Origin of the sequence: Nocardioides sp. YR527, assembly GCF_900101045.1 — a bacterium.
Taxonomy (GTDB): domain Bacteria; phylum Actinomycetota; class Actinomycetes; order Propionibacteriales; family Nocardioidaceae; genus Nocardioides.
In genome coordinates, this window is record NZ_FNFN01000006.1 from 378,191 (window position 1) to 404,102 (window position 25,912).

Consider the following 25,912-nt stretch of genomic DNA (forward strand, 5'->3'; position numbering starts at 1 on the left):
GATCAGCGGCGATGAGCACTCCTGACCGCAAGGCCCCGACCCGCGCCGACTACGTGCACTGGCGCACGATCACCACCCGCTGGCGCGACGACGACGCCTACGGTCACCTCAACAACGCGACCTACTACGAGTACTTCGACACCGCCGTCAACGCCTACCTCTTCGAGACGACCGGTGTGAACGTGCGGAAGCTGCCGAAGATCGGGATCGTCGCGGAGACCTCGTGCCGCTACCTGCGCGAGATCGGGTTCCCCGAGCCCGTCGAGGCCGGCCTGGTCGTCGACAAGGTCGGGAGCTCGTCGGTCATCTACCGCATCGGGCTCTTCCAGGGGCCGGGCGAGGAGGCCGCCGCCGAGGGCCGGTTCGTGCACGTCTACGTCGACAACACCGACCCGTCGCGGCCGGTGACGCCGATGCCGGACGAGATCCGGGAGGCGGTCATGCCGCTGTGGCGGCAGAACTGACCGTGCTTGGCTAAACCTTGCGTGGCACCATTCACCGTTGCCGTGCACTGTGACAGGCTGATCCACCGTCGTAGCACGATCTAGAGCGTCTTGGGGGACCTTTAGTGGACGAAGAGTTGAAGCGCATCGCACGTGGTGGCCTGCGCCGGGGGCGAGACCTTGCTCGCAAGGTCTATAACGACTCGCCCCTCTACAGCCGGGCCGACGACGTACGTCTGCTCGTCGACTGCCCGCTGTTCGACCATGAGTGGTACGCCGAGCAGGTCGGCCAGCGTCTCGACCGCAAGCGGGCCGCCCGGCACTATCTGGAGCAGGACCCGGCCAAGCCGCTGGCACAGCCCAGCCCGCTCTTCGACCCGGAGTTCTTCGTCGCGCGGCTGACCCCGCGGCTGCGCAAGCAGATGGGGGACCAGGACCCGTTCCTCCACTGGCTGCGCGCCGAGCTCTGGCTGCAGCCGACCCACCCGCTCTTCGACACCGACGGCTACACCGAACGGCGCAGGACCGAGAACTTCTACGGCGGCGCGATCGGTCACTACGTCGACCGCGGCGCCCGCAACGGACGCCGCGCCAACGACTGGATGGAGCAGGTCGACGGCCGGTTCCCCGACCTGCGTGACTGGATCCGGGACCGGCACGCGGAGTGGCAGGCCCGGCAGGGCGGTCCGAAGACCTGGCGGCCGGCCATCGACAGCGGCCCGGCGATCCCGGCCGCCCCGGCCGGTCGTGAGCCGGTCGGGACGGTCACCGTCGTCGTCGACCTCGGTTCCTCCGACGAGCTCGCCCGGGCGACGATGGAAAGCGTCGCCGCCCAGACCGGGGTGAGCACCGAGATCATCGTCATCGACCGCGGGCTGACCCCGTCGGTCGCCGACTTCATCCCCGGCGCGCAGGTGGTGCTCGGCGACCCGGACCGTGGCGAGCCCGGCGTGGTCGCGGCGTTCGCGCAGGCCGGCGGCGACTTCGTCGCCTACGTCGCCGGGGGAGAGGTCTGGAGGCCCGGTCGTCTCGCGCGGCTGGTCTCGGTGGCCGAGGCGGCAGGCAGGCCGCTGGTCGCCGACGTGCTGGAGCGCCCGTGGCAGGCCGAGCAGCGGTTCGCCGTCGACGTACCTCCGCTCTCGCCTGGACCCGACGTGCCCGGTCCGCTGATGCGGACCCTGCTCTCGCGGCTGCTGATCTCGGCGCCGCTGCTGGCCGAGGTCGGCGGTCCCCGCGACGACATCGGCTTCGGCTGGGCCTACGACCTCGCGCTGCGGCTGACCTCCGAGGCGACCGTCGAGCTCGTGCCCGAGGTCGGTGTCGAGCGGCGTCAGGGCATCAACCCGCGCCGGCCGCGCCAGGACCGGCTCGCGCTCGACCCCCACGACCTGGAGTCGTGGGAGGACGTCGTACGCAACCGGACCTTCGTCGACTGGGCAGCTCTCGGCTCGCACACCCCCGACCCGGACGTGGTCTCGGTCGTCATCCCCACCTACGACGACTCGCTGCTGACCGTGGGCGCGGTCGAGGCCGTGATGGAGCACGGCGCGGGGGAGAAGCGGCTCGAGGTCGTGGTCTGGGACAACGGCTCCTCGGACCGCGTCTCGGCGGTGCTCGACTCGCTGCCGCTGCGGTTCCCCGAGGTGAAGGTGGTGCACAGCACCGTCAACCACAACTTCGCGCTCGGCAACAACCTCGCCATCCCGTACGTCACCGGGGAGACCGTGGTCTTCCTCAACAACGACACCACGGCGCTGGCCGGCTGGCTCTCGCCGCTGGTCGACGCGCTCGCCGACCCCGAGGTGCTCGCGGTGCAGCCGCTGCTGCTCTACCCGAGCGGGTCGGTGCAGTCGGCAGGGGTCGTCTTCCCGCCCTACGGCGGGCTGCCCTACAACATGCTCGCCGAGTATCCGCCCGAGGATGCCGCCGGCCTCGAGGGCCATCCGTTCTCGGCGCTCACGGGTGCGGCGCTGGTGATGCGCTACCGCGACGTGGTCGCGCTGAAGGGCTTCGACCCGATCTTCACCAACGGCATGGAGGACGTCGACCTGTGCCACCGGCTCGCCGGGCTACGTCCGGGCTCCTTCCGGGTCGTGACCACCTCGGAGGTCGTCCACCACGAGTCGAAGTCGAAGGGCCGCTTCGCCCGCGCCCCGCGCAACCGGCTGATCTACCTCGACCGCTGGGTCGGGCGCACCGAGCCTCGCGACGACGTGGCCGCCTGGGCGGCCTGCGGCTACCAGGTCGTCGGCCGGGCCGCGGCCGGGGACCCGACCGGTCCTGCGAAGACGTACGCCGCCACCCGCCCGATCCTCGCGCCTCTACCGCGCACCTCGGTGATCGAGGGTGTGCCCCAGTTGCGCTGGTCGATCAAGATCTCCGCGCCCGGAGCACCGGAGGGCGAGCGGTGGGGGGATACCCACTTCGCCCGCGCGCTGGCCCGCTCGCTGCGCAAGCTCGGCCAGTCGGCGGTCGTCGACCACCACTACGAGTGGGAGCGGCCGAGCGCGCTCGACGACGATGTCGTGGTCACCCTGCGCGGCCTCTCGCGCTACTTCCCCGCGCCCGACGGCCGGATCAACATCGGCTGGGTGATCTCGCACCCCGACGCGGTGACCCGCGCCGAGGCGGCCTCGTTCGACCGGCTGCTGGCGGCCGGTCCGATCTGGGCCGAGCGGATGTCGGCGCGATGGGGGATCCGCATCGACCCGCTGCTGCAGGCCACCGACCCAGAGCTCTTCAACCCCGACCGGGCGCTGCCCGACTCCGGTCACCCGGTGCTCTTCGTCGGCACCTCACGTGACGTCGAGCGCCCGATCATCCACGACGCCGTCGCGGGCGGGCTGCCGCTGTCGGTCTACGGTCACGGCTGGGAGCCCTACATCCCGCGCCACTACGTCAAGGCCCAGCACATGTCCAACACCCGGCTCGGTGCCGAATACCGGGCCGCCGGCGTCGTGCTCAACGACCACTGGGCCGACATGCGCGACTACGGCTTCATCTCCAACCGGCTCTTCGACGCCGTCGCCTCCGGTGCCCGGGTCATCTCCGACGACGTCGTCGGCCTCCGCGACGTCTTCGGCGACACGGTGCAGGTCTACGAGACCCCCGAAGACCTGGTGAAGTGGTCCTCGATGCCCGACCCCTCGGTCGTCTTCGGCACCGACGAGCACATTCGCGCCGAGGCCGCCCGCATCCACCGCGACCACGGCTTCGACGCCCGCGCCCGCTCCCTCCTCGACATCGCGCTCGAGGAGCGCGCCAAGCACTAGCCGAGAGGTCACCCGCGTCGGCCGAGGCGTCACCCGCGTCGGCCGAGGCGTCACCCGCGTCGGCCGAGGCGTCACCCGCGTCGGCCGAGAAGTCACGTACGTCGGTCGAGGCGTCACTCGTGAGGGTCCGCGAACTGTCAGAGTGTCCGCATGACGAAGCTGTCGGTGATCCAGTTACGGGAACGGGACGCTCTGGCCGATGACCTGAGGTCGCTGTCGCCCGACCAGTGGCGCTCGGCCACGCTCTGCGGGGAGTGGGACGTGGAGGAGGTCGTGGCGCACCTCGGTGCGGCCTCACGGCTCTCGTTCCCGGGCTGGCTGCGCAGCATGATCGGGGCCCGGTTCGATCCGGACGTACACAACCGCCGGCGGCTCGAGGAGTTCCGCGGATCCTCGCCGGAGGAGACGCTCGCGAGGTTCGTCGGAATCGGACCGATCCGGCTGCCGCGCCGGGAGAGCGTCGGCGGTCTGGGCGAGATGATCGTGCACAGCGAGGACATCCGGCGGCCGCTCGGCATCCGGCACGACCCTGACCCCGAAGGGCTGCTGGCGGTCGCGACGTTCTTCGCCGCCAAGGACTTCGCGGTCAACAGCAAGTCGCTGGTCGCCGGACTTCGCCTCCGAGCGGACGATGCGGCGTACGTCTCCGGTGAGGGCCCCGAGGTCAGTGGCCGGCTGCTCGACCTGGTGATGGTGATGGCCGGCCGGCGCGAGGCGCTCGAGGGGCTCGTCGGGGACGGCCTCTCCGAGCTGACGCGCCGACTCGGTCGCTCCACCCGACGGTAACGGGCGGAAACGTCCCGAACCATCTGGCGGGTTCGGGTAGCCGTAAGGTGTCTGGTGCGATGACGGCACAGCGGCACGGGGGAGATGGATTGGGCAGCGACCGGGGCCGGCTCGAGCGGCTGATGCAGGAGTCCGTCCAGGTCTCGCCGGCCCCGTGGAGCCACTCGCCCGCTTGGCGCGCGAGCGTGACGCTGCTCGTCGGGTTGGTGGCGCTGGCCGTGACCGGACACATCGAGCTGGCCGCGTACGCCTGCTTCGGCACCTTCGCCTCGATCTACGGTGGCCGCCAGCCGCTGCGAGGACGGTGGCGGACCCAAGCCGCGGCCGGAGCGCTGATGTGCGCGGCAGTCCTGTGCGGTGCGCTCGTCGCGACCTCCCCGCACCGGGCCTGGCTCGTCATCCCCGTCGCCGCGGTATGGGCCGCGGCCGGGTCGATGCTCTCGGACCGGTTCGTGCTGCGGCCGCCGGGACCGATGTTCCCGGTGTTCGCGGTGGCGACGTGTGCCGCGCTCCCGGTGACCCTGGCAGGGGTCGCGGTCGCGGTCGGCGTAGCGGCCGCAGCGGCCCTGATCGCCGTGCTCCTCGGCCTGCTCGAGGAACGACTGGTCGGCAGTGGGGCCTCGGTCGAGGCAAGCCGCGGTGAGGTACGGCTCGACCATGCGACCGCGGTCGTCGTCGCGGTCGTGGTCGCCGGTACGGTCTCGACCGCGCTCGGGCTCAGCCACACCTACTGGGCGATGGTGGCCGCGGCGGTGCCGTTCGGCGTCACCGGGCTGCTGGCGCAGACGACCCGCGGACTGCAGCGCGTGGTCGGCACCGTGGTCGGCCTCGTCCTGGCCGCGGTGCTGCTCTCGGTCTCGCTCCCCGCGCTCGTCGTCGCGGTGGTCGTCGCTGCGCTCCAAGCGGTCACCGAGCTGCTCGTCGGGCGGCACTACGGCCTCGCGCTGGTCGCCATCACCCCGCTCTCGCTGTTGATGGTCCAGCTCGGCCACCCGCAGCCTGTCGATGCCCTGCTCTGGTCACGTCTTGCCGAGACGGTCCTCGGGGTCGTCGTCGGGCTCGCCGCTGCGCTTGCCCTCCGTCAGCTTCGGGCTGCTCGGGGCTGACGTAGAGAATCTCGCGCCGAGTCGGCGCAACCGCACGCCTCGCTCGCTTCGCTTCGCTCCAAGGCGTGCAGTTGCGCCGACTCGGCTGTCCTACTTCTCGAAGACTGCCTGGTCCAGGACGCGGCGCTCGTCGTCGGCCAGGACGACGAGCTCCTCGCGGGTGAGGCCGGTGCCTTCGCCGGTGGGGGAGAGGTTGATGAAGAACTCGTGCTTGACGGTGTCGTGGAAGGAGGTCTCCCGCATCGAGACGAAGTCGAGGTCGGCGAGGTCCTGGAGCAGCAGGCGGAGGTGGTTGGGGGTGCAGACCCAGTTGTGGGTGTCGATGTAGCGCTCCCCGCGCCGGGCCTCCTCGCCGTTGGCCTTCACGGTCTCCAGGCCGTTGGCGAAGGTGTAGTCGCCCTTGTGGCGCGGGCCCCACGCGGTGATGCCACCGTGCTTGGCCGCGTTGAGACGCTCCTCGATGACCGCGCCCATCGTGTGCACCGACGACGGGTAGAGCGAGGCGTCGATGACGCGCGAGAGCGAGGCGCGCTCGCGGAACCGGTCGAAGCAGTAGCGGTGGTCGGGGATGACCAGGGCGAGCACGCCGTCGGGGTTGAGCAGCTTCTCGCACTCGTTGACGAAGTCGATCATCGAGGTCGTGTGCTCGATGACGTGGGAGGCGACGACGAGGTCGAAGCGTTCCGGGATCACGTCCGACCAGGGAGTTCCCGGCCGGAAGACGTAGTCGACCTCCTCGATGTCATCGGGGTCGTACTGCGAGAAGCCGGCATAGCGCTGCACCAGACCGCCGCGGTCGAGATAGTCGACGATGCGTACGTCATAGCCGTCCCGCTTGGGCAGGATCGCGTTGTGCGCGGGGCCGATCTCCAGGATCAGGGCGTCGGGCTTGACCCCGGCGAGCACCTGCTCGCGGCGCAGCTCGAGCCGGTCCAGGCCGGGGATGGCCGGGACCGCGGTGGTGCGGTTTCGGTCGCCCTGCAGCCCCTCCACCTTCGTACGCAGCTTCTGGTTGCGCTGCTTGAGCTCGTCGATCCGGCCGTGCAGGCGCGCGGCCTCGGCATCGGCGGCACGGACGGTCTGCAGACCCGCGGCGGCGAGGCCGCGGCGTACGGCGCCCCTGAAGGTGGGCAAGACAGGTCCTCCTGGTGATGAGAGTTTCAGCGTTTGCGGGGTGGGATGTAGGGCTCGGCGGCCAGTGCGGCCCGGCCGCGCTCGGCACCGAGGGCGTGCTCGTCGTCGGGGACGGCCTTGTCGTTCTCGGGGTCGAGCACGTCACGCATGAGGTCGGGGAGGAGCGAGCGGCCGAGCACGATGTGCAGGTGGTTGGTCAGCCAGTCGTCGAAGGAGTAGTCCCCGGAGAAGGCGCCGGCGGCGAGCTCGGCTCGGGTGGGCGTACGCGCGAGGTAGGCGTCCTGCAGGGTGCCGTTGAGGTAGCGCTGGTAGTCGCGCATCCCGTGGTGGCGGGGGCTCGGCTTCAGGTCCGGGTTGGCCTCGTAGCCCTTGCCGGCGTTGATCACCTTGCGCTCGAGCTGGGCCCAGGAGCGCCACGGGAGGTGGAGCACCTCGAGAGCGACCTCGTCGGCGGGCTGGCCGTTGCTCATCATCGAGACGAAGTGGTTGCCCTGGACGACCTTGATGTCCGACTCGCCGCGGTGGATGGCGTTGGGCGTCGGGTGGGCGTGGAGCCCGACCGCCTCGAGGCGCTCGTCGGAGCGTCGGTCGCGCCACTGGAGCCGGTTGATGCCGCCGCCCGTCCAGGCGGGCGGGCCGACGAGGTTCTCCACCTCGACGGTGAACGCGTTCAGCGACAGGGGAGTGACCTCGAGCGCCTGGCGTACGGTCAGGCCCTTGTCCTTGGGCACCAGGAACTCGTCGGCGTCGAGGTTGAGCACCCAGTCGGCGCGGAAGTGGGTGCGGGCACGTCGGGCCATCGCGGTGACGACCTTGCCCTGCTGCTTCTCGTGGACGGGGTCGTGGTGGAGCTCGACCCGTCCCGTTGCGGCGTAGCGCTCGAGCACCTCGGTGGTGCCGTCGACCGACGCGTTGTCCGTGACGATCAACGTGTCGACACCCTGGTCCAGGTGGTGCTCGATCATCGCGGCGACGATGTCGACCTCGTCCCGGACCATCATTGTCCCGATGATCCTCATGCCGTGAAACCCTACCGGGCCGGTGCGGGTTGTCGAGATCCCGCGCCGTAGGCCGGGATGCGCGCGGGCGCGCGGCGTTGTGTGCTCCGGAGGCGCGATGTGAAAGGGTGGACGCCGTCCGTGCGTATCCAGAAGGGGGCTGGCCGAGCCAGTGCTGACCATCCTTGTCATCTTCGTGGCGATGCTGCTCATCCTCACGCTGGCCGGACTCGTGATCGTCTACACGGTCTTCCCCCACCGCGGGCAGAAGATGCCGTACGTCTCCAAGCTCGGTGCGGCGATGGAGCGGGCCGTCGACACCGCCCCCACGCTCAGTCCGGCCACGCGCCTGCAGACCCGCCGCGAGGACCGTCTCACCGAGCTGCTCGGTGAGCGCAAGCCAGGAACTACGGAAAAGAACCGCTAGTTTGATTGGATGAGGCCCATGGACATGGTCACCCTCATCGTCATCATCGCGGTCGCCGCTGTCGCGATCATCGGCGGCGGCATCGTCGGTCTGGTCACCAGCACCCGGCGCCGCAAGGAGCGTTCGCTGCCGACCCAGGCGGGGACCGACACCATCACCCGCCCGGAAGAGCCGACGGTCGGGGGGGCCACCCCCGGGGAAGCCGAGCCGGCGATCGCGGAACCCGCCGCGCCGGTCATCGAGAAGCCGGAGAGCACCGCCTCGCGCCTGGTGCGGCTGCGCCAGCGCCTGGCCGGCTCCAACGCGCTGGGCCGCGGGCTGCTCAACCTGCTCTCGTCCGACCAGCTCGACGAGGACACCTGGGAGGCCATCGAGGACCTGCTCCTCACCGCCGACATCGGCGTCACCCCGACCCAGGAGCTGGTCGACGGGCTGCGCACCCGGCTGCGCGTCGAGGGCGGCAAGTCCGACGCCAAGGCGGCGCTGCGCGAGGAGCTGATCAAGCTGGTCGACCCCGGCATGGACCGCCGGCTCCAGGTCAGCGGCACCGACGGCGCCCCCGGCGTGGTGCTGATGGTAGGCGTGAACGGCACCGGCAAGACCACCACCACCGGCAAGCTCGCCCGCATCCTGGTCTCCGAGGACCGCAAGGTCGTCCTCGGCGCGGCCGACACGTTCCGTGCCGCCGCCGCCGAGCAGCTGACCACCTGGGGTGAGCGGGTCGGCGTCGAGGTCGTCCGCGGCCCGGAGGGCACCGACCCGGCCAGCGTCGCCTTCGACTCGGTCAAGGAGGGGCTCGACACCGGCGTCGACACCATCATCGTCGACACCGCGGGCCGGCTGCAGAACAAGGCCGGCCTGATGGACGAGCTCGGCAAGGTCAAGCGCGTGATCGAGAAGCAGACCCCGGTCACCGAGGTCCTGCTCGTGCTCGACGCCACCACCGGCCAGAACGGCCTCATCCAGGCCCGCGTCTTCAGCGAGGCCGTCGCGGTCAGCGGCATCGTCCTGACCAAGCTCGACGGCTCCGCCAAGGGCGGCATCGTGGTCGCCGTCCAGCGCGAGCTCGGCGTCCCGGTCAAGCTCGTCGGCCTCGGTGAGGGCCCCGACGACCTGGCCCCGTTCACCCCGGAGGCCTTCGTCGACGCGCTCCTGGGCTAGCAGGCGGTGCCACATGGCAGGATCGCCGGTATGCGCCACTCACTCGCCGGCCGGGCCGAGACCTCCATGCAGGCACGACTGCTCGCCCAGCTCCGCGACGAGGGCCCGCTGTCGCGGGTTCAGCTCGCCGACCGGCTGAGCGTCTCCCGCACCACGATCGCGGCCGAGGTCGGCCGGCTCACCGAGCTGGGCATGGCCCACGAGGTCGGGCCGGCGGCCTCCCGGGGCGGTCGCCGCTCGACCCTGGTCGACCTCGCGCCGGACATCCGGTTCGTCGGCATCTCGATCGGCGCCACCAGCATGTCGGTGGGCCTGACCGACGGCCGACTGTCGGTGATCGGCACCCGCACCCGGGCGTGCGACATCCGCAGCGGCCCGGAGAAGGTGCTCGCGACCGCGCTCGACGAGGTCCGCGCGCTCCTGGACGAGCACGACGTCTCCGAGCCGATGGGTGCGGGGATCGGCGTACCCGGACCGGTCGACTTCCACCGTGGCGTCTCGGTCTCGCCGCCGATCATGCCGGGCTGGGACGGCTACCCGGTGCGCGACGCGGTCGCGCGGGAGCTGGGCTGCCCGGTCGTGCTCGACAACGACGTGAACGTGCTCGCGGCGGGGGAGCAGCACGCGGGCGTCGCCAGGACCGCTCGTGACTTCCTCTACGTCAAGATCGGCACCGGCATCGGCTGCGGGATCGTCGTCGACGGGGAGCTCTACCGCGGCGTCGACGGCTGCGCCGGCGACATCGGCCACATCCGCGTCGAGGACTTCGGACCCACCTGCGCGTGCGGCAACACAGGCTGCCTGGAGGCGTTCTCCGGAGGGGCGGCGCTCGCCCGCGAGGCGCTCGCCGCGGCCCGCTCCGGACGCTCTCCGGTGCTGGCCGAGCTGCTCGCGGAGAAGGGCGAGCTGAGCGCGGAGGACATCGCCGTCGCGGTGGCCCGCGGCGACGCACAGGCGGTCCAGCTCATCCGGGAGAGCGGACACCGCATCGGCCAGGTGCTCGCCAGCCTGGTCTCGTTCTTCAACCCCGGCCTGATCGTCATCGGCGGCCGGGTCAGCAAGCTGGGTCACGGGCTGCTCGCCGAGATCCGCAGCGTGACCTACCGCCGCTCGCTCCCGCTGGCGACCGGCAACCTCCCGATCGTGCTCAGCGAGCTGGGTGACGAGGGTGGCGTCATCGGGGCCGCGCACCTGATCAGCGCCTCGGTCTACGCACCCAGCAGCGGAGAGGCGTAGACCCGGCTCCCGACCGCCCCAGAGGCGCACTATCGTTCCACCTTTCGAAATCTTCTTGCGAAAGTACGCAAGTCACTTGACGTGACCGGCGTCACATCGCTACGTTCGCGAACGATCTCGCTCCCCTCCACGACAGCGAGAGAAGGAGATGGACCGTGCGCAGATTCACCCTCTGGAGCGTCGCCACCACCGTGGTCTCCGGCCTCCTGGTTCTCCCCATCACCACGTCCGCGGACGCGGCCCCCACGGCCGCCCCACCGCCGGACACCGACTTCGAGAAGGTGACGCTCAACGACCGCCCCGGTGAGCCGATGGACCTCGCGGTCCTGCCCGACGGGGACGTCCTGCACAGCACCCGGGCCGGCAAGGTCTGGCTCAACGACGCCGAGACCGGCGTCAACTCCGTGGCCGCCGAGTTCGACGTCTACCAGCACGACGAGGAGGGCCTGCAGAGCATCGCCCTCGACCCCGGCTACGACGGCAAGCGAAACCGCTGGATCTACGCCTACTACTCCCCGCCGCTGAACACTCCGGTCGACGACCCGGCCACGCCGAACGTCAACGAGGGCGACGCGCCGGAGAACGGCACCCCGGCCGACTTCGAGCCGTTCAAGGGTGCGATCCGGGTCTCCCGCTACCAGTACAAGGGCGGCAAGATCGACCTCTCCACCGAGCAGCAGATCCTCGACGTACCGGTCGACCGCGGGCGCTGCTGCCACGTCGGCGGTGACATCGTCTTCGACTCCGACGGCAACCTGATCCTCGCCACCGGCGACGACACCGACCCGTTCCAGTCCGACGGCTACTCCCCGCTGGACGACCGGGCGGACCGCAGCCCGGCGTTCGACGCCCGGCGTACGGCCGCCAACACCAACGACCTGCGCGGCAAGGTCCTGCGGGTCAAGCCGGGCCGCAATGGCGGCTACACGATCCCGAAGGGCAACCTCTTCAAGCCCGGCACGCCGAAGACCCGTCCGGAGATCTACGCGATGGGCCTGCGAAACCCGTTCCGGATCGAGATCGACCCGAATAACGACCGGCTCTTCGTGGCCGACTACTCGCCCGACGCGGCCGCGGCCAACCCGGACCGCGGCCCCTCCGGCCAGGGCAAGTGGACCGTGGTCACCAAGCCCGCCAACTACGGCTGGCCGCTGTGCGCGACCGCCGAGCTGCCGTACCGCGACTACGACTTCGCGACCGGCGTCTCCGGACCGGCCTTCGACTGTGAGGCTCCGGTCAACGACTCGCGGCACAACACCGGGCTGACCAGGCTTCCCGCGGTCACCCAGCCGACGGTCTGGTACTCCTACGGTGCCTCGGCGGAGTTCCCCGAGCTCGGCTCGGCGGGCGGCATCGCGCCGATGGCCGGCCCGGCGTACGACTACGACAAGCGCAACACGAAGTCGGCCCGCTCGGGCGCCTGGCCCGCGTACTACGACGGCATCCCGCTCTTCGCCGAGTGGGGCCGCGACTACATCAAGGGCATGCGCCTGGACCGTGACGGTGAGCTGACCGGCATCGAGGACGTGCTGAGCACCTTCGCGACCGACAACGTCATGGACCTGGAGTTCGGCAGGAACGGGTCGCTCTACATGCTCGAGTACGGCGACGGGTTCTTCAGTGAGAACGAGGAGGCCCAGGTCTCCCGGATCGACTACATCGCCCGCTCCGGCAACCACACCCCGAAGCCGGTGATCACTGCCGACAAGACCGCGGGTCAGCCTCCGCTGACGGTCGCGTTCGACAGCGCCGGCACCACCGATGCCGACGGTGACGACCTGACGTACCAGTGGGACTTCGACGGCGACGGCAGGTTCGATGCCACCGGGGCCACCGCGACCCACTCCTATGACGAGGTGGGCGCCTACCGGGCGACCCTGACCGTCACGGACCATGGCGGCAAGGGACGCGGCAAGCACGCCTCGGCCGACGTCGACGTGGTCGTCGGCAACGACGTGCCGGTCGTCACCCTGACGACGTCGCCGGCGCCGGGGGAGGCCTTCGAGTTCGGTGACACCGTGCAGTTCCAGGTCGAGGTGAGCGACGACCAGGCTGTCGACTGCAGCCGGGTCTCGGTGACGTACGTCCTCGGGCACGACGAGCACGGCCACCCGCAGAGCACGGCGAACGGCTGCAGCGGCTCGATCGTGACCACCGTGCCCGGCGGGCACGACCCCGGCAACGACGAGCTGCACGCCGTCTTCGTGGCCGAGTACACCGACCCGGGCGAGGACGGTCTGCCGGCGTTGACCGGTACCGCTGAGGTGGTGCTCGCACCCAGCGAGTGACCCTCGGTATCCCTCAGGAAGGGGCATCCGGCCGATCGTGGCCGGGTGCCCCTTCCGGCTACTTTGTCCAATAACTTTTCAAAGTTCGACAGAAACTTTGCAGAAACCGCCACGAAAGGGTTGTACAACGTGAGCGGGGTCACTAGTTTGTCTCTCGGTCACCGAATTCTGTGACTGCCATCACAGGCCCGCGTCTGTGGTGGACGCCTATACCCCGGACAGGAGAAACCGTGCGCGACGCAGACATCACCGTGCGGGTCTCCGCCACCGCCGACCCGGCCGCCGTCCGGACCGCGCGGATGGGCCTGCTCCTGCGCTCGCTGCGCGACCGCGGGCCGCGCTCGCGGGGCCGCCTGGCCGAGGAGACCGGACTGACCCGCACGGTCGCCAACGGCCTGGTCGACGAGCTCGCCGAGCTCGGGCTGGTCTCCTGCGAGGACGCCGACCGCCGCGGCGCCGGCCGCCCGGGCGTCCAGGTCCGGCTCATCGGCAGCTCGGTGTGCGGGGTCGGTGCGGAGATCAACGTCGACCACCTCGCCGTCGTCGCCGTCGACCTCGCCGGGACCGTGATCGCCGAGGCCCGCCGCGGCATCGACGGCCGCAGTCTTCCGCCCGAGGGCGTACTGGCCGAGCTCGCCGGGCTGGTCGCCGACGCCCTCGCCGAGGCACGGACCGCCGGCACCACCGTCACGGGCGTGACCGTCGGCGTCGCGGGTCTCGTCGACACCGCCACGCAGCGGGTCACCCTCGCCCCCAACCTCGGCTGGCGCGACATCGACGCCGCCGAGGACGTACGCCGTCGGCTGGGTGCCGCGGCTGGGTCGGTGCGGCCCGTGCCGCCGGTGCGCGTGGCCAACGAAGCCACCCTCGCCGCCACCGCCGAGCTCGACCCCACCGACGCCGACCGCGCCGACATGGTGGTGCTCTACGGCGAGGTCGGACTGGGTGGCGCGATCGTCAGCGGCGGCCGAGTGGCCCCGGGCCGGCACGGCTGGGCCGGGGAGATCGGCCACCTCCCGATCGACCCTCGCGGTCGGCTCTGCGGCTGCGGCCGCACCGGCTGCTGGGAGACCGTGGTCGGCCTGCGGGCGCTGCTCGAGGCGGCCACCGACCCCGACGACCCGGTCCGCGACCCCGTGCTGACCCTGGAGGAGCGGCTCGCCACCCTGGTCGAGCGGGCCCGGCTCGCCGACGGCCGCACCCTGGCCGCGCTGGACGAGGTCGGCACCTGGCTCGGCACCGGCGCAGCCGTCCTCGTCAACACGCTCAACCCAGGCACCGTCGTGCTCAGCGGCTACTTCGCCGTGCTCGGCGAGTGGCTGCGTCCGGCCGTCGAGGCACGGCTGGCCGCCGACGTCCTCGCGCCGCGTGCCGGCGGCACCCGGGTCGCGATCTCGGCCTTCGGCCCCACCGCCGCCGTCCGCGGCGGCGCACTGGTCTCCCTGGAGCCGGTGCTCTCCGACCCCACCACCCTCGCCGACCTGCCAGAACTGCACGGAGGAACCCGATGACCCAGAGTCCGAAGCCGTCGCCGGACGGCCCCGCCGCCAGCGCAGAGGGGGGTGACGTACTGCTCGAGATGACCGGGATCGTGAAGCGGTTCCCCGGCGTGCTCGCCCTCGGCGGAGTCGACCTCGACGTCCGCGCGGGGGAGGTGCACTGCCTGCTCGGTCAGAACGGTGCCGGCAAGTCGACGCTGATCAAGGTGCTCTCGGCGGCGTACCAGCCCGACGAGGGGGAGATCCTCTGGGAGGGCGAGCCGGTCCGGCTGACCACGCCGGTCGCCGCGATGAAGCGCGGCATCTCGACGATCTACCAGGAGCTCGACCTGGTGCCCGGGCTCACCGTGACCGAGAACATCTTCCTCGGCCACGAGCTCGCCACCGCCGGGTTCAGCCGCCGCGCGGAGGCGACCCAGCGGGTGCGTACGCTCCTGGCCCGGCTCGGTCACAGCGAGGTCGACCCGAACCGCCTGGTCGGCGACCTCTCGCCCGCCGGGCAGCAGATCGTCAGCATGGCGCGGGCGCTGTCCCACGACACCCGCCTGCTCATCCTGGATGAGCCGTCGGCGGTCCTGGACCAGGAGGAGGTCGACAACCTCTTCCGGGTGATGCGCGGCCTCACCGCGGAGGGTGTCGCGATCATCTACATCTCCCACCGGCTCGAGGAGATCCGCCAGATCGGCGACCGGATCACGGTCCTCAAGGACGGCCGCACCGTCGCCACCGGGCTCCCGGTCGCGGAGACGCCGACCTCGGAGCTGATCACACTGATGACCGGCCGCCAGATCGAGTACGTCTTCCCGAACCGCCCCACGACGCCGCCTGCCCGCGACGCAGCGCCGGTGCTCGAGGCCACCGGCCTGTCCGGCGACCGCTTCCACGACGTCGACCTCCGTGTCCACGCCGGCGAGATCGTCGGTCTGGCCGGGCTGGTCGGCTCCGGCCGCTCGGAGATCCTCGAGACCGTCTACGGCGCTCGCCGCTCCAGCGCGGGCACGGTCACCGTCAACGGCCGCCGGCTGCGCCGAGGCTCGGTGCGGGCCGCGGTGGCCGCCGGGATCGGCCTGGCTCCCGAGGAGCGCAAGAGTCAGGCGCTGCTGCTCGACCAGGCGGTCTACCGCAACGTGACCGTCTCGTCGATGAGCCGGTTCTCCAAGGCCAGCTTCCTCGACAGCGGCGCCGAGCGCCGGGCCGCCGAGGAGCTCAGCCGTTCGCTCGACGTACGTCCGGCCGGGGTCGACCGGCCGGTCCGCAATCTGTCGGGCGGCAACCAGCAGAAGGTCGTGCTCGCCCGATGGCTGTTGCGCGAGTGCAAGGTGCTGCTCCTCGACGAGCCCACTCGGGGCGTCGACGTCGGGGCGCGCACCGAGATCTACAACCTCGTCCGCCGCCTGGCCGACGAAGGTGTCGCCGTGGTCGTGGTGTCCAGCGAGGTGGAGGAGGTGCTCGGTCTCGCCGACCGGGTCCTCGTCATCAGCGAGGGCGCCGTCGTCCACGAGGGACCCGCCACCGAGATCGATGAGTCGAAGGTCCTGGACCTCGTGATGGAAGGAGAGGTCGCATGAGCGACACCCCCACGGATGCTGTGACCCAGGAGGACACGGCTCGGGTCGAGAAGGAAGCGGCCCGCCAGGTCGAGCCAGGTCGCTTCGGCCAGGTGATGCGCAGCGGAGCCGGCCACAACCTCGGTCTGGTCCTGGCTCTGGCGCTGCTGGCTCTGGTCGGCGTCGCCACCGGCGGTGAGCGGTTCGCCTCGGTCGACAACGTGATGACGATCCTGCGGTTCGCCGCGGTGATCGGCGTGGTCAGCATCGGGATGACGTTCGTCATCACCGGCGGCGGGATCGACCTGTCGGTGGGCGCGCTGGTCGCGCTCTCCTCGGTCTGGTGCACGACGGTGGCCACCCAGACGATGGCCAACGACATCCACTGGATCTTCATCGTGACCACCGCGCTCCTGGTCGGCGCGGGTGCCGGCCTGGTCAACGGGCTGCTGATCGCGTACGGCGGCGTGGTGCCGTTCATCGCCACGCTCGCGATGATGGCCAGCGCCCGCGGCCTGGCCGAGATCATCTCGGCGCGCAAGACCCAGATCGTCAGCGTGCCGGGCTTCACCGACGCGTTCTCCCGCGACATCCTCGGGATCTCGGTCCTGGTCTGGATCTTCGTCGTCGTGGCCGTCATCGGCTGGGTCCTGCTCAACCGGACCACCTTCGGCCGGCGCACCCTCGCCATCGGAGGCAACCCGGAGGCCTCGCGTCTGGCCGGCATCAACGTACGCCGCCACACCGTGCTCCTCTACGTGCTCGTCGGCCTCTGCTGCGGCATCGCCGCGGTGATGCTGATCGCCCGCACCACGACCGGCAGCGCCACCCACGGCCAGCTCTACGAGCTGGAGGCGATCGCGGCGGTCGTCATCGGCGGCACCCTGCTCTCCGGCGGCCGCGGCACCATCGTCGGCACCGTGTTCGGCGTGCTGATCTTCGCGACCCTCACCAACGTCTTCGTGATCAACAACCTCTCGATCTCCGCCCAGGCGTTCACCAAGGGCCTGATCATCATCGCCGCCGTGCTGCTGCAGAAGCGGTTCTCACGACAACCCGGGTCATGACCGCCCGACGTAGCCCTGCCAGCCGTCCTCGGGTCTCGGACTCATCCCACTTCCACCCTTCCACGCTCTAGGAGCACCTCATGAAACTGAAGTCCACAGCAAAGATCGTCGTCGCCGGCCTCTCGGTGCTCGCCCTCTCGGCCTGCATCAGCAACACCCCCGAGAAGTCCGACAACGTCGGCGGTACGTCCAACGCGGAGGCCGGCTCCAACGACGAGAAGGGCGACACGGTCGTCATCGGCTTCTCGGCACCTGCCGCCGACCACGGCTGGATGGGCGCGATCAGCGAGCAGGCGAAGGCCGCGGGTGACTCCTACGAGGACGTCGACCTGCGCCTGGCGGAGGGCACCAACGACGTCAACCTCCAGATCAGCCAGGTCGAGACCTTCATCAACGACAAGGTCGACGCCATCGTGCTGCTGCCCTTCGACGGCGCCGCGATGACGCCGGTCGCGCTCAAGGCGATGCAGGCCGGCATCCCGGTCATCAACGTCGACCGTGAGTTCAACGACGCCAACGCCGCGCGCGTCACCGTGCTCGGCGACAACTACGGCATGGGCGTCTCGGCAGGGGAGTACGTCTGCGAGCAGGCCGACGGCAACGAGAACGCCATCGTCGCCGAGATCGCCGGCATCGACTCGCTGCCGCTGACCCAGGACCGCAGCCAGGGCTTCAAGGACGCGCTGGCCGAGTGCGGGCTCGACGTCGACAACCGGGTCGCCGCCGACTTCACCGTCGAGGGCGGCGAGAAGGCGGCCGGCAACCTGCTCCAGGCGGCGCCGAAGATCGACTTCCTGTGGAACCACGACGACGACCAGGGCGTCGGCGTCCTGGCCGCGATCAACAACGCCGGCCGTGACGAGTTCACCATGGTCGGCGGCGCCGGATCGGCGAACGCCATGCGCGAGATCGAGTCCGGAGACAGCGTCCTCAAGGCGACGGTCATCTACCCCTCCACGCAGGCCGCGGACGGCATCAAGCTCGCCCGGCTCCTGGTGCAGGACAAGGCGATGTCCGACCTGGTCGAGGTGACCGTGCCGCGCACGATCCAGCTGGACGCCCCGGTCGTGACCGAGGAGAACGTGGACGAGTTCCTGCCCACGGCCTTCGAGTCCTGACCGAGCTCGACCCAGCCAGACCGCAAGATCGCTCCGTGCTCGGGCACGGAGCGACACCACCGAAACACAGGATCGAGTTCCGATGACCGAGCAGAACGCCACGCTCGGGGTGGGGATGATCGGCTATGCCTTCATGGGCGCCGTCCACTCCCACGCCTGGCGCAGTGCCCACCGCTTCTTCGACCTTCCCCTGACCCCACGGATGCAGGTCCTCTGCGGCCGTGACGCGACCCGCGTGGCCGAGGCCGCCACCCGGTTCGGCTGGGCGGAGAGCGTCACCGACTGGCGCGACGTGATCGCCCGCGACGACGTCGACCTGGTCGACGTGTGCACGCCCGGGGACACCCACGCGGAGATCGCGATCGCCGCGCTCGAGGCCGGCAAGCACGTGCTGTGCGAGAAGCCGCTGGCCAACAGCGTGGCAGAGGCCGAGCGGATGGCCGCGGCAGCGGCGGTCGCAGCCGAGCGCGGGGTGCGGGCCATGGTGGGGTTCACCTACCGCCGGGTGCCCGCGATCGCCCTGGCTCGGAAGCTGGTCGCCGACGGCAGGCTCGGGGAGCTCCACCACGTGCGTGCGCAGTATCTCCAGGACTGGCTGGCCGACCCCGAGACCCCGCTGAGCTGGCGCCTCGACAAGACCAAGGCCGGCTCGGGTGCGCTCGGTGACATCGGCGCCCACATCATCGACCTGACCCAGCACATCACCGGTGACCGGATCCTGGAGGTCTCCGGGATGCTGGAGACGTTCGTCAAGGAGCGCCCGGTCGCGGAGAGCTCGTCCGGGCTCTCCGCGACCGCCGGGGCCGAGCGCGGTCCGGTCACCGTCGACGACGCCGCGCTCTTCCTGGCGCGGTTCGCCGGGGGAGCGGTCGGTTCCTTCGAGGCCACCCGGTTCGCCACCGGTCGCAAGAACGCGATCCGGATCGAGATCAACGGATCGAAGGGCAGCCTGGCCTTCGACTTCGAGGACATGAACGTCCTGCACTTCCACGACGCGACCCTGCCGGACGCCGAAGGCGGCTTCCGCCGGATCGTGGTCACCGAGCCCGAGCACCCCTGGGTCGCGGGCTGGTGGCCTCCGGGCCACGGCCTCGGCTACGAGCACGGCTTCACCCACCAGGTCGTCGACCTCGTCCGGGCGCTCGGCGAGGGCACCGAGCCGACGCCGACGTTCGCCGACGGACTCCAGGTGCAGCGCGTGCTCGCCGCCGTCGAGACCAGCTCCGACACCAGGACGTGGCAGGAGATCCCCACCTGACCCACTCCGCCGCCGCGCCCGCGCCCTGAATCGACCTCTGGAATGACTCAGCCACTCAGCTCGGAAGGGACCTCATCATGAAGTACGGATCGAGAAGGTTCAGAACTCTGATCGCGGGCGCGGCACTGGTGGCCGTCGCCGCACTGGCGCCGGCGCCGTCCGCCACCGCCGACCGCCCTGGCGGGGGTCATGGGCACGGGACGTACGACGTCCTGGTGTTCTCCAAGACCGCCGGGTTCCGGCACGGATCCATCCCTGACGGCATCGCGGCGATCGAGCGGCTGGGAGCGGAGAACGGCTTCACGGTGACCGCCACCGAGGACGCGGCGGTGTTCAACGACACCGACCTGGCGGCGTACGAGGCGGTGCTGTGGCTCTCCACGACCGGTGATGTGCTCGATGCGGGGCAGCAGGCGGCGTTCGAGCGCTATATCCAGGGCGGTGGCGGCTATGTGGGCGTGCACGCCGCCTCCGACACCGAGTACGACTGGCCCTGGTACGGCGGCCTCGTCGGTGCCTACTTCGCCGGTCACCCCGCCCAGCAGACCGCGACGGTGAAGGTGCACGCGCACAACACCGCGGCGACGGCCGAGCTGCCGAGGCGGTGGACCCGCTGGGACGAGTGGTACAGCTTCCGCGACCGTCCGGCCGACTCGATCCGGGTCCTCGCCGACCTCGACGAGCGCAGCTACGACCCGGCCCCGTACGCCATGGGGAACCCGCACCCGATCGCCTGGTGCCACCGCTACGACGGCGGCCGCGCCTTCTACACCGGCATGGGGCACACCTCGGAGTCCTACACCGAGCCGGAGTTCCTCTCCCACGTGCTCGGCGGCATCCAGATGGTCGCCGGGGCCGCGCGCTTCCGCTGCGAGGCGGACCGATGAGCGGCGGGGTCGGGCTCTGGCTGGTCGGCGCCCGCGGCTCGGTCGGCGTCACCACGACGGTCGGGGCGCTGGCCGTACGGGCCGGGCTCGCCGGGCGGGTCGGGCTGGTCGCCGAGCAGCCGGAGGTCGCGGCCGCCGGGTTGCCCTCGCTCGACGATCTGGTGATCGGCGGGCACGACCTGGGCGCGGACCCGCTGGTGAAGCGGGCCGAGCGGCTCGCCGCGGGCGGGGTCGTGCCGTCCGGGATCCTGCCGGCGATCGCGGGCGACCTGGCGGAGGTCGAGAGGCGGCTGCGTACGGGCTATGACCCGGCGAGCGCTGAACCGCAGGGTGTCGCGGTCGAACGTTTGACCGCCGACCTGGTGGCCTTCCGCGAGGAGCACGGGCTCGAGCGGGTGGTCGTGGTGGACGTGGCGAGCACCGAGCCGCCGGCCGAGGTCACCGACGGTGGGCCGCTCGCCGATCCCGACGCCCTGGACGCGGCGCTGGCCGCGGGCGAGTCGCCGCTGCCGGCCAGCTCCGTCTACGTCCTGGCCGCCTACCGGGCCGGATGCCCGGTGGTCTCGTTCACGCCCAGTCCCGGGCCGCGGCTCCCGGTGCTCGTCGCCCTCGCCGACCGGACCAGGCTCCCGTGGGCGGGCTCGGACGGGAAGACCGGGGAGACGCTGCTGAAGTCGGCGCTGGCGCCGATGTTCTCGACGCGGGCGCTGCAGGTCAACGCGTGGGCCTCCTACAACATGCTCGGTGGCGGGGACGGCGCCACGCTCGCCGACCCGGCCAACGCGCAGAGCAAGCTCGTCACCAAGGCCCAGGGGCTGGAGGCAATGCTCGGTCACCCGGTGGAGGGGCCGATGCACATCGACTACGTCCCCGACCACGGCGACTGGAAGACCGCCATCGACCACGTCTCCTTCGAGGGCTTTCTCGGGGTACGGATGTCGCTGCAGTTCACCTGGAGCGGCTGCGACTCGGCGCTGGCCGCACCATTGGTGCTCGACCTGGCCCGGCTGACGCTGCGCGCGCAGGAGGCGGGGGAGAGCGGACCGCTTCCGTTCGGGTTCTTCTTCAAGGACCCGGCGGGCTCGGTCGAGCACCGGCTCGGCACCCAGTGGGAGGAGCTGGTCGCGTGGTGCGGCCGGGTCGGCCAGGTGGGCGCATGACGTCTTCCGTCCGAGCCTTCGCCGAGCTCGTCCGGCTGCCGGCGGCCCTCACCGTGCCGGGCGACACCCTGGCCGGGGCCGCCGCGGCCGGTCCGCTTGCGGTCCGGGCGGTCGCGATGCCGGCCGCCTCGGTGGCGCTCTACTGGGCCGGGATGGCGCTCAACGACTGGGCCGACCGGGACCTCGACGCCGTCGAGCGCCCCGAGCGGCCGATCCCGTCGGGGCGGGTGAGCCCGCGGCAGGCGCTGGGGGTCGCCGTCGGGCTGACCGCGGCGGGCGTCGGGCTGGCCGCCCTGGTCGGAGGCCGTCCGGCCGCGGCGACAGCGGCAGCCCTGGCCGGCACGGTGTGGGCCTACGACACCGTCCTCAAGGACACCCCGGCCGGGCCGGTCGCGATGGCCGCGGCCCGCGGGCTCGACGTGCTCCTCGGGGCGAGCGCGAGCGGACGTACGCGGGCCGGGCTGGTGCCTGCCGGCCTCCTCGCCGCCCACACCGCCGGGGTCACCCTGCTCAGCCGGGGCGAGGTCCACGGCACCCGGCCCGTCACGGCGGGTCTCGCAGGTGCGGCCACGGTCGCGACCGCGGCCGTCGCGGCCGGCCACGGGCGGGCGGTGCTGCCCGTCGCCCTCGCCGCGACGTACGCCCACAGTGTCGGCTCCGCCCAGCTCGCCGCGGTCTCCTCGCCGGATGCCGGTACGGTCCGGCACGCCACCGGCGCCGGGATCCGCGGGATGATCCCGCTCCAGGCCGCGCTCGTGGCCCGCCGCTCCCCGCTCGCGGCGGTCGCGCTGCTGGCCGCCGGCCCGATCGTCAAGGCCGCCTCGAAGGTGGTGTCACCGACATGAGCACGGCGAGCGCGTTGCGGTTCGGCTACGGCACCAACGGCATGCACAGCCACCGGCTCGAGGACGCGCTGAGCCTTCTGGCCGCGCTGGGCTACGACGGGGTCGCGCTGACCCTGGACCACCTTCATCTGGACCCCTTCCGACCGAACCTGGCGGGCCGGGTCGCGCAGGTCGGCCGCCGGCTGGACGAGCTCGGCCTGTCGGTCGTGATCGAGACAGGCGCTCGCTACATCCTCGACCCGCTCCGTAAGCACTACCCGACCCTGCTGCACGCGGGCCCGGACGCGACCCGTCGGGTCGACTACCTGCACCGGGCGGTCGAGGTAGCCGCCGACCTCGGCGCGGAGGCGGTCTCGTTCTGGTCGGGCACCCTGCCCGACGGCGTCGACGAGGACCGGGCCTGGGGACGCCTGTGCGACGGCGTGTGGCGGGTCCTCGACCTGGCCACCCGTCGCGGCGTCGTGTGTGCCGTCGAGCCCGAGCCCGGGCACTTCGTCGACACCCTCGACGCCGTGCTCGAGCTGCGCCGGCGCCTCGACGACCCGAAGCTGCTGCGGGTCACCCTCGACCTCGGCCATGTGGTCTGCAACGAGCCGCGCGGGATGGCCGAGACCATCCGTCTGGCCGGTCCGCTGCTGGCCAACGTGCAGGTCGACGACATGGTCGAGGGCGTCCACGAGCATCTGGAGCTGGGCACCGGTGAGGTCGACTTCGCCGCCGCGCTCGGCACCCTCGTCGAGATCGGCTACACCGGGCTCGCCGCGCTCGAGCTGCCCCGCCAGTCCCACGCCGCCCCCGTCGTCGCCGAGCGCTCCCTCGCGTTCCTGCGCGAGACCCTCGAGGGGCTGCCCGACCCTGAGGAGGTGCGCGCATGAACGCGTCAGCTGAAGGTGACCGTGTTGGTCATCTCGACAAGCTCGATACAACGCTCGACACGCCTCCGCCTAGCGGCTCCGGCGGCTCGACCAGCAATGCCCCCGTCGGTCGAGCCGCGAGCGCCAGCGAGCGTGTCGAGACCAACACGGTTGCCGACGAGCGGACACTCGACGCGTGGTGCGCCGAGATCGAGGCCGAGCCCACCCGGATCCGGACCCGATTCCCGGCCGCGGCCAGGGAGATCGGGCGCACGCCCGGAACCTCGGCCGAGCCCGGCGCGGAGCGGGTCGAGGACGGCGTACGCCTCCGGCTGCTGGCGGCGCTCGGCGGTGCTCTGGCCGGTGATCCGGACGCGTTGAGCATTGAGGTGCACGACCTCTACCGCTTCGGCGATGCCGACGAGAGGCGGGCGGTCCTGCTCGGCCTCGGGCAGATCGAGGACCTGATCGGTGACCGCGCCCTCGACCTGGTCCACGACGCGCTGCGCACCAACGACCCGCGCCTGGTGGCCGCGGCCCTGGGGACGTACGCCTCGCGGCTCGACGACGCCGCGTGGCGCCAGGCGGTGCTCAAGTGCCTCTTCGTCGGCGTACCTCTTCGGCTGGTCGCCGGCCTGGAGAGAGCCGACGACGAGCTGCGCCGGATGGTCGCCGACTACGCCGCCGAGCGGCGCGCGGCCGGCCGCGAGGTGCCCGCGGACGCGCTGTCCTTCCTGCCCGCCCCCACCCAGACCACTCGGGAGTCCTGATGCGCATCTTCGACCCGCACATCCACATGAGCTCGCGTACGACCGACGACTACGAGGCGATGGCAGCCGCCGGGGTCCAAGCCCTGGTGGAGCCGGCGTTCTGGCTCGGCCAGCCGCGGACCAGTGTCGACTCGTTCGTCGACTACTTCGACGCGCTGGTCGGCTGGGAGCGGTTCCGGGCCTCGCAGTTCGGGATCGCCCACCACTGCACGATCGCGCTCAACCCGAAGGAGGCCAACGACCCGCGCTGCACGCCGGTGCTCGACCTGCTGCCGCGCTACCTCGCCAAGGACGGCGTGGTCGCGGTCGGCGAGGTGGGCTTCGACTCGATGACGGAGGACGAGGAGAAGGCGTTCAGCCGTCAGCTGGAGCTGGCCCGCGAGTTCGCGCTGCCGGCGCTCGTGCACACCCCGCACCGCGACAAGCTGGCCGGGACCCGCCGCACCCTCGACCTGGTCGAGGCGGCCGGGATGGAGCCCGGGATGGTCCTCGTCGACCACCTCAACGAGATGACCGTCGATGTCGTCGACGAGGCGGGCGCCTGGATGGGCTTCTCGATCTACCCCGACACCAAGATGGATCCGGACCGGATGGTCGCCATCTTGCAGCGCCGCGGCCTCGACCGGGTGCTGGTCAACTCCGCCGCTGACTGGGGCAAGAGCGACCCGCTGCGCACCCGGGCCACCGGCGAGGCGATGCTCGCGGCCGGCTTCACCGAGGACGACGTCGACCGGGTGCTGTGGCGCAACCCGGTGGAGTTCTTCGGGCAGAGCGGACGGCTCCTGCTCGATGTTCCCGAGACCGGCCAGGGTGACACCTTCGCGGGCAACTCGCTGCTGCGAGGTGAGCGCGCATGAGGTTCCGGCACCGCGACGGCACGGTCGTCCACCTCGGCTACTGCAGCAACGTGCACCCCGCCGAGGACGTCGACGGCATCCTCGACCAGCTGCGCCGCTACGCCGGCGAGGTGCGGGCCCGGCTCGGGGTCTCCCGCCTCGGCCTCGGCCTCTGGCTCCCGGCCGCGACCGCCCACGAGCTGGCCGCCGACCCGTCCATCCTGGAGCGTTTGCGCGCTGGCCTGGACCGCCACGGACTCGAGGTCGTCACCCTCAACGCCTTCCCGTACGCCGGGTTCCACGCCCCGGTGGTGAAGCGCGACGTCTACTCACCGGACTGGTCGACGCGACGCCGCCTCGACTACACCCTCGACTGCGCCCGGGTGCTGGCGGCGCTGCTGCCAGACGATGCCGCACGCGGCAGCATCTCCACCCTCCCGCTGGGCTGGCGTACGCCGTGGTTCACCGACCGAGACCGGGCGGCGCGGGAGCTGATCGGCGAGCTCGCCGACGGCCTGGCCGGGATCGAGGCCGAGCACGGCCGGCCGGTGCGGGTCGGGTTCGAGCCGGAGCCCGGCTGTGTCGTGGAGACGACCCGGGACGCGGTGACCCGGCTCGCCGGGCTGGACCCCGACCACCTCGGGATCTGCGTCGACACCTGCCATCTCGCCACCCAGTTCGAGGACGCCACCGAGGCGCTCGACCGGCTGCACGTGGCCGGGCTGCCGGTCGTCAAGGTCCAGGTCTCCGCGGCCCTGCACGCCGACGACCCCAGCGATCCGGCGACGCGGGAGGCGCTCGCGTCCTACGCCGAGGACCGCTTCCTGCACCAGACCCGCGAGCCGCGCGGAGGACGGGTGGACAGCCGCGACGACCTGCCCGAGGCGCTCACCGGCCATCGCCCGCTGCCGGCCGAGCATCCCTGGCGGGTGCACTTCCACGTACCTCTCCATGCCGATCCGGCCCCGCCGCTGCGCAGCACCCGCGACCACCTCGCCGGCACGCTCGACGCGCTCCTCGGCGGCCCGGTGGCCCACACCGACCACCTCGAGGTCGAGACGTACACCTGGGGGGTCCTGCCCGAGCGGATCCGCCCGAACGAGGACGCCGGTCTGGTCGCGGGCATCGCGGCCGAGCTGGCCTGGACACGCGACCGGCTCCTCGAGGCCGGTCTGGAACAGCTGCAGGAGGCCTCCGCATGAGCGAGCGTCAGCGAGTGA

Annotated in this window: 22 protein-coding genes; 20 read left to right on the plus strand and 2 right to left on the minus strand. The window is 71.5% G+C overall.

The window, feature by feature from the left end:
• Positions 1-11 precede the first annotated feature (11 nt).
• The 4 genes from BLT25_RS20120 to BLT25_RS20135 all read left to right on the plus strand — a co-directional run bounded on the left by BLT25_RS20120 (position 12) and on the right by BLT25_RS20135 (position 5,607).
• Positions 12-464, plus strand: a complete 453-nt coding sequence (locus BLT25_RS20120; RefSeq protein WP_008358262.1) for an acyl-CoA thioesterase — start codon at positions 12-14, stop codon at positions 462-464.
• Between the two features lie 116 nt (positions 465-580).
• The gene (locus BLT25_RS20125) at positions 581-3,715 is read left to right on the plus strand and encodes a glycosyltransferase (protein ID WP_143033804.1); all 3,135 of its coding nucleotides are present in this window, start codon (positions 581-583) and stop codon (positions 3,713-3,715) included.
• 150 nt (positions 3,716-3,865) lie between these two features.
• A complete protein-coding gene (locus BLT25_RS20130) occupies positions 3,866-4,501 on the plus strand; it encodes a maleylpyruvate isomerase family mycothiol-dependent enzyme (protein WP_091049646.1) in 636 nt (211 codons plus the stop codon).
• A 59-nt stretch (positions 4,502-4,560) separates the two neighbouring features.
• Positions 4,561-5,607 carry an FUSC family protein gene (locus BLT25_RS20135; RefSeq protein ID WP_091049649.1) on the plus strand — a complete coding sequence of 349 codons (1,047 nt, stop codon included), beginning with the start codon at positions 4,561-4,563 and terminating at the stop codon, positions 5,605-5,607.
• Positions 5,608-5,697: 90 nt separating this feature from the next.
• On the opposite strand, the gene BLT25_RS20140 is transcribed toward BLT25_RS20135, so the two are convergent.
• Both BLT25_RS20140 and BLT25_RS20145 read right to left on the minus strand, forming a co-directional pair.
• Positions 5,698-6,741 carry a methyltransferase domain-containing protein gene (locus BLT25_RS20140; RefSeq protein ID WP_091049650.1) on the minus strand — a complete coding sequence of 348 codons (1,044 nt, stop codon included), beginning with the start codon at positions 6,739-6,741 and terminating at the stop codon, positions 5,698-5,700.
• A 26-nt stretch (positions 6,742-6,767) separates the two neighbouring features.
• Positions 6,768-7,760, minus strand: a complete 993-nt coding sequence (locus BLT25_RS20145) for a glycosyltransferase family 2 protein (protein ID WP_256328697.1) — start codon at positions 7,758-7,760, stop codon at positions 6,768-6,770.
• Positions 7,761-7,911: 151 nt separating this feature from the next.
• Here BLT25_RS20145 and BLT25_RS20150 point away from each other — a divergent pair, with 151 nt between their 5' ends.
• From BLT25_RS20150 to eboE, 16 genes are all read left to right on the plus strand, one after another.
• Positions 7,912-8,166, plus strand: a complete 255-nt coding sequence (locus BLT25_RS20150) for a hypothetical protein (RefSeq protein ID WP_091049655.1) — start codon at positions 7,912-7,914, stop codon at positions 8,164-8,166.
• Positions 8,167-8,184: 18 nt separating this feature from the next.
• Positions 8,185-9,327: a signal recognition particle-docking protein FtsY gene (gene ftsY, locus BLT25_RS20155; protein ID WP_091049657.1), complete on the plus strand. Its 1,143-nt coding sequence runs from the start codon at positions 8,185-8,187 to the stop codon at positions 9,325-9,327.
• A 30-nt stretch (positions 9,328-9,357) separates the two neighbouring features.
• Positions 9,358-10,563, plus strand: a complete 1,206-nt coding sequence (locus BLT25_RS20160; RefSeq protein ID WP_091049659.1) for an ROK family transcriptional regulator — start codon at positions 9,358-9,360, stop codon at positions 10,561-10,563.
• 155 nt (positions 10,564-10,718) lie between these two features.
• Complete coding sequence (locus tag BLT25_RS20165) at positions 10,719-12,851, plus strand: PQQ-dependent sugar dehydrogenase (RefSeq protein ID WP_091049662.1); 2,133 nt, start codon at positions 10,719-10,721, stop codon at positions 12,849-12,851.
• 230 nt (positions 12,852-13,081) lie between these two features.
• On the plus strand, positions 13,082-14,362 hold the full coding sequence (locus BLT25_RS20170) for an ROK family transcriptional regulator (RefSeq protein ID WP_256328698.1): 1,281 nt from the start codon (positions 13,082-13,084) through the stop codon (positions 14,360-14,362).
• Entirely contained in the window at positions 14,359-15,918 is a 1,560-nt protein-coding gene (locus BLT25_RS20175) for a sugar ABC transporter ATP-binding protein (RefSeq protein ID WP_218131422.1), read from the plus strand. The genes BLT25_RS20170 and BLT25_RS20175 overlap by 4 nt, the downstream gene beginning before the upstream one ends.
• Positions 15,915-16,964 carry an ABC transporter permease gene (locus BLT25_RS20180; protein ID WP_091049663.1) on the plus strand — a complete coding sequence of 350 codons (1,050 nt, stop codon included), beginning with the start codon at positions 15,915-15,917 and terminating at the stop codon, positions 16,962-16,964. Before BLT25_RS20175 ends, BLT25_RS20180 begins: the two co-directional genes overlap by 4 nt.
• Positions 16,965-17,044: 80 nt before the next feature.
• Positions 17,045-18,082, plus strand: coding sequence for a substrate-binding domain-containing protein (locus BLT25_RS20185; RefSeq protein ID WP_091049666.1), 1,038 nt, complete (start codon positions 17,045-17,047; stop codon positions 18,080-18,082).
• An 82-nt stretch (positions 18,083-18,164) separates the two neighbouring features.
• Positions 18,165-19,340, plus strand: a complete 1,176-nt coding sequence (locus BLT25_RS20190) for a Gfo/Idh/MocA family protein (protein WP_091049668.1) — start codon at positions 18,165-18,167, stop codon at positions 19,338-19,340.
• A 77-nt stretch (positions 19,341-19,417) separates the two neighbouring features.
• Entirely contained in the window at positions 19,418-20,227 is an 810-nt protein-coding gene (locus tag BLT25_RS20195) for a ThuA domain-containing protein (protein WP_091049670.1), read from the plus strand.
• Positions 20,224-21,387, plus strand: a complete 1,164-nt coding sequence (locus tag BLT25_RS20200; protein ID WP_091049673.1) for an inositol-3-phosphate synthase — start codon at positions 20,224-20,226, stop codon at positions 21,385-21,387. Before BLT25_RS20195 ends, BLT25_RS20200 begins: the two co-directional genes overlap by 4 nt.
• Positions 21,384-22,232, plus strand: coding sequence for an SCO3242 family prenyltransferase (locus BLT25_RS20205; RefSeq protein ID WP_091049675.1), 849 nt, complete (start codon positions 21,384-21,386; stop codon positions 22,230-22,232). Before BLT25_RS20200 ends, BLT25_RS20205 begins: the two co-directional genes overlap by 4 nt.
• Positions 22,229-23,107, plus strand: a complete 879-nt coding sequence (locus tag BLT25_RS20210; RefSeq protein WP_091049678.1) for a sugar phosphate isomerase/epimerase family protein — start codon at positions 22,229-22,231, stop codon at positions 23,105-23,107. The genes BLT25_RS20205 and BLT25_RS20210 overlap by 4 nt, the downstream gene beginning before the upstream one ends.
• Positions 23,104-23,856 (plus strand): EboA domain-containing protein, encoded by a 753-nt coding sequence (locus BLT25_RS20215; RefSeq protein WP_176884093.1) that lies wholly within the window; start codon positions 23,104-23,106, stop codon positions 23,854-23,856. Before BLT25_RS20210 ends, BLT25_RS20215 begins: the two co-directional genes overlap by 4 nt.
• Positions 23,856-24,713: a TatD family hydrolase gene (locus tag BLT25_RS20220; RefSeq protein ID WP_091049680.1), complete on the plus strand. Its 858-nt coding sequence runs from the start codon at positions 23,856-23,858 to the stop codon at positions 24,711-24,713. The genes BLT25_RS20215 and BLT25_RS20220 overlap by 1 nt, the downstream gene beginning before the upstream one ends.
• Positions 24,710-25,894, plus strand: coding sequence for a metabolite traffic protein EboE (gene eboE / locus BLT25_RS20225; RefSeq protein ID WP_091049682.1), 1,185 nt, complete (start codon positions 24,710-24,712; stop codon positions 25,892-25,894). The genes BLT25_RS20220 and eboE overlap by 4 nt, the downstream gene beginning before the upstream one ends.
• Positions 25,895-25,912 lie beyond the last annotated feature (18 nt).

Excerpts from the sequence above, each read along its gene's own strand:
- BLT25_RS20120 (WP_008358262.1), top strand. The coding sequence starts at position 12 with ATGAGCACTCCTGACCGCAAGGCCCCGACCCGCGCCGACTACGTGCAC.
- BLT25_RS20130 (WP_091049646.1), top strand. The coding sequence starts at position 3,866 with ATGACGAAGCTGTCGGTGATCCAGTTACGGGAACGGGACGCTCTGGCC.
- BLT25_RS20135 (WP_091049649.1), top strand. The coding sequence starts at position 4,561 with ATGACGGCACAGCGGCACGGGGGAGATGGATTGGGCAGCGACCGGGGC.
- BLT25_RS20145 (WP_256328697.1), bottom strand. The coding sequence starts at position 7,760 with ATGAGGATCATCGGGACAATGATGGTCCGGGACGAGGTCGACATCGTC.
- ftsY (WP_091049657.1), top strand. The coding sequence starts at position 8,185 with ATGGACATGGTCACCCTCATCGTCATCATCGCGGTCGCCGCTGTCGCG.
- BLT25_RS20160 (WP_091049659.1), top strand. The coding sequence starts at position 9,358 with ATGCGCCACTCACTCGCCGGCCGGGCCGAGACCTCCATGCAGGCACGA.
- BLT25_RS20175 (WP_218131422.1), top strand. The coding sequence starts at position 14,359 with ATGACCCAGAGTCCGAAGCCGTCGCCGGACGGCCCCGCCGCCAGCGCA.
- BLT25_RS20180 (WP_091049663.1), top strand. The coding sequence starts at position 15,915 with ATGAGCGACACCCCCACGGATGCTGTGACCCAGGAGGACACGGCTCGG.
- BLT25_RS20185 (WP_091049666.1), top strand. The coding sequence starts at position 17,045 with ATGAAACTGAAGTCCACAGCAAAGATCGTCGTCGCCGGCCTCTCGGTG.
- BLT25_RS20190 (WP_091049668.1), top strand. The coding sequence starts at position 18,165 with ATGACCGAGCAGAACGCCACGCTCGGGGTGGGGATGATCGGCTATGCC.
- BLT25_RS20195 (WP_091049670.1), top strand. The coding sequence starts at position 19,418 with ATGAAGTACGGATCGAGAAGGTTCAGAACTCTGATCGCGGGCGCGGCA.
- BLT25_RS20200 (WP_091049673.1), top strand. The coding sequence starts at position 20,224 with ATGAGCGGCGGGGTCGGGCTCTGGCTGGTCGGCGCCCGCGGCTCGGTC.
- BLT25_RS20205 (WP_091049675.1), top strand. The coding sequence starts at position 21,384 with ATGACGTCTTCCGTCCGAGCCTTCGCCGAGCTCGTCCGGCTGCCGGCG.
- BLT25_RS20210 (WP_091049678.1), top strand. The coding sequence starts at position 22,229 with ATGAGCACGGCGAGCGCGTTGCGGTTCGGCTACGGCACCAACGGCATG.
- BLT25_RS20215 (WP_176884093.1), top strand. The coding sequence starts at position 23,104 with ATGAACGCGTCAGCTGAAGGTGACCGTGTTGGTCATCTCGACAAGCTC.
- BLT25_RS20220 (WP_091049680.1), top strand. The coding sequence starts at position 23,856 with ATGCGCATCTTCGACCCGCACATCCACATGAGCTCGCGTACGACCGAC.
- eboE (WP_091049682.1), top strand. The coding sequence starts at position 24,710 with ATGAGGTTCCGGCACCGCGACGGCACGGTCGTCCACCTCGGCTACTGC.